We start from the raw sequence: 9,116 nt of genomic DNA on the forward strand, positions 1-9,116 counted from the left end.
AAGTATTTAATTTTTTGACGGATTATTTTTCTTCCATTGCTTGCTGAAAGATTCCTCTGCAACTTTAGGTAATTCTCTTTTGTCTCCCCAAGTTTTCTTAAAAAATTTATTCATCATAAAATTTTTAAATTTACCTCCAAACATATCCATATAGCTCCTTTTCAACATCCCTGTTTTCCAAAAATACCAACCTAAGCTTTCTGTTTTTGTATTAAAATTTTTGGTAACAGCATCTTTCCTGTTTAATAATAACATTTTATGGATATCTATTTTAACGGGGCAAACTTCAGAACATTTACCACATAAGCTAGATGCATAGCTTAGATGTTTAAAATTTTCCATTCCCTTTAAATGCGGAGTAATAATAGAACCTATTGGTCCACTGTAAGTAGTATCGTATGCATGGCCTCCAATATTTTTATAAATTGGACAACCGTTTAAACAAGCGCCACATCTAATGCAATACAAACCTTGCCTTTGTTCTTTTTGGGCTAAAAGATCTGTACGTCCGTTGTCTAATAAAATCACATACATTTCTTCTGGACCATCAGTTTCACTATCTTTTTTAGGTCCACTTAAGATGGTGTTGTAAACCGTTAAATTTTGTCCAGTTCCGTGTGTAGAAAGCATTGGCCAATACAAATCTAAATCCGCAATAGACGGAATCATTTTTTCTATACCCACGATAGCAATATGGATTTTCGGAAAAGTTGTAGTTAGTCTGGCATTACCTTCATTTTCTGTTATTGCAATACTCCCTGTATCAGCAATTAAAAAGTTAGCTCCAGTAATACCAACATCTGCACTTAAATATTTATCTCTTAATAATTCTCTTGCTTTTAATGTGAGTTGTTGAGGTGTGGCATCAATTGGTGTTCCAAATTTTTCATGGAATAGCTTAGCAATATCTTCTTTGCTTAAGTGCATTGCTGGAGTAACAATATGATATGGTTTTTGCCCCAATAGCTGAACAATATACTCGCCTAAATCCGACTCTAAAGATTCAATCCCATTCTTCTCTAAAAATTCATTCAAATGAATTTCCTCTGTTACCATAGATTTTGATTTGATAACAGATTTTGCGTTTACTTTTTTTAAAATATTGAGTATTTCTTGATTAGCCTCATCAATGGTGTTTGCCCATATAACTTTACCCCCATTTTTTTGGAAATTACTTTCAAATTCAGGCAATAATTTGTCTAAATTTTCCATTACTTTCCATTTAATTTGATGGCCTTTTTTCTTGGCGTAATCTAAATTTATTAATCTTGATAAACCTTTCTGAACGGCCAAATCATATTTTCCGATGTTATTATTAATTGTTCCCCTATGGGCAATATCAAAGGATTTTTGTGTAGAAATTTCTACAAATTTTTCGGCCGTTTTACTCATGCTTCAAATTTACTATTTCTTTTTAAAAAAAGCTTCCATAGCTAAATTCCCTTTGTGTGAAAAATATACAACTTAAGCACTTAAACGTTCGTATAATTGGTATTGGTAATTCAAAATGCGCTTAGATATATTAATGGTAAAGTATTAACATAAATTATTAGAATAAAGATTTAAAATATGTTGAGTAGCTGAAAGAATATTATTGTGAAATTGGAGATTTTACGGAAAGTTATTAACACTTATTAGCGCTAATTGTGCAAAACTATACATTTAGAGTGCCGAGATAAAATTTCCCGTTTTTGCGTAAAACGAGATTATTTTCCATAAATTTCTCTGGAAATATCTCATTTAAATAAAAAGTTAAATTTCAAGAAAAAATAAAAAATAAAATATTATAATACTATGCTGCTTATTAAAGCAAATTAAGGCAAGTATTGTACCAAAAAAAATGTTTAATCAATAAATTACTATAATGAGCTATTGCTGGCTTATAACTTGTAAAAAAACGAATATTATATTATAAAATTGTATGAAAAAAAACCTACTTCTCCTTTTAGGCGTTTTATTTTTCTTAACCGCTAATACTTTTGCTCAAGATGGAATGAATGGCTTTCAATATCAAGCTGTTGTTAGAAAAGCTGATGGAAAGGAACTTGCCACTCAAAAAATAAATGCTCGATTTACCATCTTAAGTGGATCGTCTAATGGTGTTGAAGTTTATTCAGAAACTCAGAAAGTAACTACTAATCAGTTTGGACTTTTTAACCATATAATAGGAAGAGGAGTGCCTTTAAGTTCGATTAAACTTACAGATGTTGATTTTTCTGTTTCTAACTATTTTCTTAAGGTTGAACTTGATTTAACAGGAAATAACAATTTCCAACCATTTGGAAGTTCAGAGTTGCTAGCAGTTCCATTTGCTATGTATGCAAAATCAAGCGGAAATAGTAATTCACAAAATAGTACTGGCAGTGTAGGTCCAGCTGGAGCACAAGGAATTCAAGGAGAGAAGGGAGCTACAGGTGCAACAGGAATTCAAGGAGAGAAGGGGGCTACAGGTGCAACAGGAGTAGCAGGAATTCAAGGGGAGAAAGGAGCAACAGGAATTCAAGGAGAAAAGGGATTAAAAGGAGATACAGGACCAACCGGTTTACAAGGAGAAAAAGGAGCTACAGGTGAGAAAGGTTTAAAAGGTGATCCAGGAATTGTTGGATTAAAAGGTGCTACAGGAGCGACTGGCTTAACTGGTTTGACCGGCCCAAAAGGTTTAAATGGTGCGCAAGGAATTCAAGGTTTAAAAGGTGAAACAGGAGCAACCGGATCAACAGGAGAACAAGGTATTCAAGGTGTAACTGGAGCAACCGGAGCTAAAGGCGAAACCGGAGCTAAAGGAGAGAAAGGTGAAATAGGATTAACAGGAGCAACAGGCTCATTAGGAGAACAAGGTATTCAAGGTATAGCCGGAGCAAAAGGAGATACTGGAGCTAAAGGTGAAATAGGATTAACAGGAGCAACTGGTCCAACGGGAGAACAAGGTGTTCAAGGTGTAACTGGAGCGAAAGGTGAAACAGGAGAACAAGGTATTCAAGGCGAAACAGGAGCAAAAGGAGATACTGGAGCAACAGGAGAGAAAGGTGAAGTAGGATTAACAGGAGCAACTGGATCAACAGGAGAACAAGGAATTCAAGGAGATACTGGAGCTAAAGGTGAAACAGGAGCAACTGGATCAACAGGAGAACAAGGTATTCAAGGTGTAACTGGAGCAAAAGGAGATACTGGAGCAACTGGATCAACAGGAGAGAAAGGCGAAACAGGAGCAACCGGTTCAACAGGAGAGAAAGGTGAAATAGGAGCAACAGGCTCAACAGGAGAACAAGGTATAACTGGAGCTAAAGGCGAAACAGGAGCAACCGGTTCTACAGGAGCAACCGGTTCAACAGGAGAGAAAGGTGAAATAGGATTAACAGGATTAACTGGAGCAACAGGAGAACAAGGTGTTCAAGGTGTAACTGGAGCAAAAGGAGATACTGGAGCTAAAGGCGAAACAGGAGCAACCGGTTCAACAGGTGAGAAAGGTGAAATAGGATTAACAGGAGCAACTGGATCAACAGGAGAACAAGGTATTCAAGGTATAGCCGGAGCAAAAGGAGATACTGGAGCTAAAGGCGAAGCAGGAGCAACCGGTTCAACAGGTGAGAAAGGCGAAACCGGAGCTAAAGGAGAGAAAGGTGAAATAGGATTATCCGGAGCAACCGGTTCAACAGGTGAGAAAGGCGAAACTGGTTCAACAGGAGAGAAAGGTGAAATAGGATTAACCGGAGCAACTGGATCAACAGGAGAACAAGGTATTCAAGGTGTAACTGGAGCAAAAGGCGAAACAGGATTAACAGGAGCAACTGGTCCAACAGGAGAACAAGGTGTTCAAGGTGTAACTGGAGCAAGAGGAGATACTGGAGCAACAGGAGAGAAAGGTGAAATAGGATTAACAGGAGCAACTGGAGCAACAGGAGAGAAAGGTGAAATAGGATTAACAGGAGCAACTGGTCCAACAGGAGAGAAAGGTGAAATAGGATTAACAGGATTAACTGGAGCAACAGGAGAACAAGGTGTTCAAGGTGTAACTGGAGCAAAAGGAGATACTGGAGCTAAAGGCGAAACAGGAGCAACCGGTTCAACAGGTGAGAAAGGTGAAATAGGATTAACAGGAGCAACTGGATCAACAGGAGAACAAGGTATTCAAGGTATAGCCGGAGCAAAAGGAGATACTGGAGCTAAAGGCGAAGCAGGAGCAACCGGTTCAACAGGTGAGAAAGGCGAAACCGGAGCTAAAGGAGAGAAAGGTGAAATAGGATTATCCGGAGCAACCGGTTCAACAGGTGAGAAAGGCGAAACCGGTTCAACAGGAGAGAAAGGTGAAATAGGATTAACAGGAGCAACTGGTCCAACAGGAGAACAAGGTGTTCAAGGTGTAACTGGAGCGAAAGGTGAAACAGGAGCAACTGGATCAACAGGAGAACAAGGTATTCAAGGTGTAACTGGAGCTAAAGGCGAAACCGGTTCAATAGGAGAAAAAGGTGAAATAGGAGCAACAGGCTCAACAGGAGCAACTGGATCAACAGGAGAAAAAGGTGAAATAGGAGCAACCGGTTCAACAGGAGAGAAAGGTGAAATAGGATTAACAGGAGCAACTGGTCCAACAGGAGAACAAGGTGTTCAAGGTGTAACTGGAGCGAAAGGTGAAACAGGATCAACAGGAGAACAAGGTGTTCAAGGTGTAACTGGAGCGAAAGGTGAAACAGGAGCAACAGGAGAACAAGGTATTCAAGGTGTAACTGGAGCAAAAGGAGATACTGGAGCAACAGGAGAGAAAGGTGAAGTAGGATTAACTGGAGCGAAAGGTGAAACAGGAGCAACAGGAGAGAAAGGTGAAGTAGGATTAACTGGAGCGAAAGGTGAAATAGGATTAACAGGAGCAACCGGTTCAACAGGAGAGAAAGGTGAAATAGGATTAACAGGAGCAACTGGATCAACAGGAGAGAAAGGTGAAATAGGATTAACAGGAGCAACCGGTTCAACAGGAGAGAAAGGTGAAATAGGATTAACAGGAGCAACTGGATCAACAGGAGAGAAAGGTGAAATAGGATTAACAGGAGCAACTGGTCCAACAGGAGAACAAGGTGTTCAAGGTGTAACTGGAGCAAAAGGAGATACTGGAGCAACAGGAGAGAAAGGTGAAATAGGATTAACAGGAGCAACTGGTCCAACAGGAGAACAAGGTGTTCAAGGTATAGTCGGAGCTAAAGGCGAAACAGGAGAGAAAGGTGAAATAGGATTAACAGGGGCAATTGGTCCAATAGGAGCTAAAGGCGAAACAGGAGCAACCGGTTCAACAGGAGAGAAAGGTGAAATAGGATTAACAGGAGCAAAAGGTGAAACAGGAGCGACCGGTTCAACAGGAGAGAAAGGTGAAATAGGATTAACCGGAGCAACTGGTCCAACAGGAGAACAAGGTATTCAAGGTGTATCGGGAGTAAAAGGAGATACTGGAGCAACAGGAGAGAAAGGAGAAATAGGATTAACCGGAGCAACAGGAGCAACAGGAGCAACAGGAGAACAAGGTATTCAAGGTGTAACGGGAGCAAAAGGAGATACTGGAGCTAAAGGCGAAACAGGTGAGAAAGGCGAAACCGGTTCAACAGGAGAGAAAGGTGAAGTAGGATTAACAGGAGCAACTGGTCCAACAGGAGAACAAGGTATTCAAGGTGTAACTGGAGCAAAAGGAGATACTGGAGCAACAGGAGAGAAAGGTGAAGTAGGATTAACAGGAGCAACTGGATCAACAGGAGAAAAAGGTGAAATAGGAGCAACCGGTTCAACAGGAGAGAAAGGTGAAATAGGATTAACAGGAGCAACTGGTCCAATAGGACCTAAAGGCGAAACAGGAGCAACCGGTTCAACAGGAGAGAAAGGTGAAATAGGATTAACAGGAGCAACTGGTCCAACAGGAGAAAAAGGTGTTCAAGGTGTAACTGGAGCGAAAGGTGAAACAGGAGCAACAGGAGAACGAGGTGTTCAAGGTGTAACTGGCGCAAAAGGAGATACTGGAGCAACAGGAGAGAAAGGTGAAATAGGATTAACAGGAGCAACTGGTCCAACAGGAGAACAAGGTGTTCAAGGTGTAACTGGAGCGAAAGGTGAAACAGGAGCAACAGGAGAACAAGGTATTCAAGGTATAACCGGAGCAAAAGGAGATACTGGACCTAAAGGCGAAACAGGAGCAACCGGTTCAACAGGAGAGAAAGGTGAAACAGGATCAACAGGAGAACAAGGTATTCAAGGTGTAACTGGAGCAAAAGGAGATACTGGAGCAACAGGAGAGAAAGGTGAAATAGGATTAGCAGGAGCAACAGGATCAACAGGAGAACAAGGTATTCAAGGTGTAACTGGAGCAAAAGGAGATACTGGAGCAACAGGAGAGAAAGGTGAAGTAGGATTAACTGGAGCGAAAGGTGAAATAGGATTAACAGGAGCAACAGGCTCAACAGGAGAACAAGGTATTCAAGGTATAGTCGGAGCTAAAGGCGAAACAGGAGAGAAAGGTGAAATAGGATTAACAGGAGCAACCGGTTCAACCGGTTCAACAGGAGAGAAAGGTGAAATAGGATTAACAGGAGCAACTGGATCAACAGGAGAACAAGGTATTCAAGGTGTAACCGGAGCAACAGGAGAAAAAGGTGAAATAGGAGCAACAGGCTCAACAGGAGAACAAGGTATAACCGGAGCTAAAGGCGAAACAGGAGCAACCGGTTCAACAGGAGCGAAAGGCGAAACCGGAGCAACAGGAGAGAAAGGTGAAGTAGGATTAACCGGAGCAACTGGTCCAACAGGAGAGAAAGGCGAAACAGGAGCAACCGGTTCAACAGGAGAGAAAGGTGAAATAGGATTAACAGGAGCAACCGGTTCAGCAGGAGAACAAGGTATTCAAGGTGTAACTGGAGCAAAAGGAGATACAGGAGAGAAAGGTGATACAGGAGCGCAAGGTATTCAAGGAACTATAGGTGCAACTGGCGCAACTGGTGCAAAAGGCGATACAGGAGAGAAGGGTGAGACCGGAGCGCAAGGAATTCAAGGAAATACAGGTGCAACTGGATCAACTGGCTTAAAAGGCGATACAGGAGAAAAAGGTGTTCAAGGTGTAACTGGAGCGAAAGGTGAAACAGGAGCAACAGGAGAACAAGGTATTCAAGGTGTAACTGGAGCAAAAGGAGATACTGGAGCAACAGGAGAGAAAGGTGAAGTAGGATTAACCGGAGCAACTGGATCAACAGGAGAACAAGGTATTCAAGGTATATCGGGAGTAAAAGGAGAAACAGGAGCTAAAGGCGAAACAGGAGCAACCGGTTCAACAGGTGAGAAAGGCGAAACCGGAGCAACAGGAGAGAAAGGTGAAACAGGAGCGACCGGTTCAACAGGAGCGAAAGGTGAAACAGGAGCAACCGGTTCAACAGGTGAGAAAGGCGAAACCGGAGCAACAGGAGAGAAAGGTGAAGTAGGATTAACCGGAGCAACTGGATCAACAGGAGAACAAGGTATTCAAGGTATATCGGGAGTAAAAGGAGTTACAGGAGCACAAGGAATCCAAGGGTTAACAGGAGCAACCGGAGCAAAAGGTGATACAGGAGCACAAGGAATACAAGGTATAACAGGAAATACAGGAGCAACAGGTGCAAAAGGAGATACTGGACCGCAAGGGATTCAAGGTTTAACAGGAAACACTGGCTTAACCGGAGCAAAAGGAGATACTGGAGCACAAGGGATCCAAGGTTTAACGGGAAACACTGGCTTAACCGGAGCAAAAGGCGATACAGGAGCACAAGGAATCCAAGGTTTAACTGGAGAGAAAGGAGATGCCGGAGCAAAAGGTGATACAGGAGCACAAGGAATACAAGGTATAACAGGAAATACAGGAGCAACAGGTGCAAAAGGAGATACCGGAGCACAAGGGATTCAAGGATTAACAGGAAACACTGGCTTAACCGGAGCAAAAGGCGATACAGGAGCACAAGGAATACAAGGGATAACAGGAAACACTGGCTTAACCGGAGCAAAAGGCGATACAGGAGCACAAGGAATACAAGGATTAACAGGAAACACTGGCTTAACCGGAGCAAAAGGTGATACAGGAGCGCAAGGAATACAAGGTATAACAGGAAATACAGGAGCAACTGGAGCGCAAGGAATCCAAGGATTAACAGGAAACACTGGCTTAACCGGAGCAAAAGGAGATACAGGAGCACAAGGAATCCAAGGATTAACAGGAAACACTGGCTTAACCGGAGCAAAAGGAGATACTGGAGCGCAAGGAATTCAAGGATTAACAGGAAACACTGGCTTAACCGGAGCAAAAGGTGACACAGGAAATACCGGATTAACCGGAGCAAAAGGCGATACAGGAGCACAAGGGGTCCAAGGATTAACAGGAAACACTGGCTTAACCGGAGCTAAAGGAGATACAGGAGCGCAAGGGATACAAGGTTTAACAGGGAACACTGGCTTAACCGGAGCAAAAGGCGATACAGGAGCGCAAGGAATTCAAGGATTAACAGGAAACACAGGCGCAACTGGTGCTAAAGGTGATACAGGAGCACAAGGTATCCAAGGATTAACTGGAAACACTGGCGCAACAGGTGCTAAAGGAGAAACTGGAGCGCAAGGAATCCAAGGATTAACAGGAAACACTGGCTTAACCGGAGCAAAAGGAGATACCGGAGCGCAAGGAATCCAAGGTTTAATAGGAAACACTGGATTAACCGGAGCAAAAGGCGATACCGGAGCGCAAGGAATCCAAGGATTAACAGGAAACACTGGCTTAACCGGAGCTAAAGGAGATACAGGAGCGCAAGGAAATACGGGTACAACAGGAGCACAAGGAATACAAGGTATAACAGGAAATACAGGAGCAACTGGAGCGCAAGGAATCCAAGGATTAACAGGAAACACTGGCTTAACCGGAGCAAAAGGAGATACTGGAGCGCAAGGAATTCAAGGATTAACAGGAAACACAGGCGCAACTGGTGCTAAAGGTGATACAGGAGCACAAGGTATCCAAGGATTAACAGGAAACACTGGCTTAACCGGAGCTAAAGGAGATACAGGAGCGCAAGGGATACAAGGTTTAACAGGGAACACTGGCTTAACCGGAGCAAAAGGCGATACAGGAGCGC

Annotated in this window: 2 protein-coding genes; one reads left to right on the forward strand and one right to left on the reverse strand. The window is 42.5% G+C overall.

Annotated elements, in window-relative coordinates; all coding sequences use genetic code 11:
- Positions 1-6: 6 nt before the first annotated feature.
- Positions 7-1,392 (reverse strand): LutB/LldF family L-lactate oxidation iron-sulfur protein, encoded by a 1,386-nt coding sequence (locus ACFSSE_RS03400; protein WP_379040453.1) that lies wholly within the window; start codon positions 1,390-1,392, stop codon positions 7-9.
- Positions 1,393-1,921: 529 nt separating this feature from the next.
- Between ACFSSE_RS03400 and ACFSSE_RS03405 the strand changes: the two genes are divergently transcribed.
- A partial coding sequence (locus ACFSSE_RS03405; protein ID WP_379100707.1) for a hypothetical protein occupies positions 1,922-9,116 on the forward strand: 7,195 nt, incomplete at its 3' end.

Origin of the sequence: Pedobacter alpinus (assembly GCF_042684645.1) — a bacterium.
Taxonomy (GTDB): Bacteria; Bacteroidota; Bacteroidia; order Sphingobacteriales; family Sphingobacteriaceae; genus Pseudopedobacter; species Pseudopedobacter alpinus.

What these genes read in the sequence shown, in the direction of transcription:
- ACFSSE_RS03400 (WP_379040453.1), bottom strand. Translation starts at nt 1,392, where the DNA reads ATGAGTAAAACGGCCGAAAAATTTGTAGAAATTTCTACACAAAAATCC.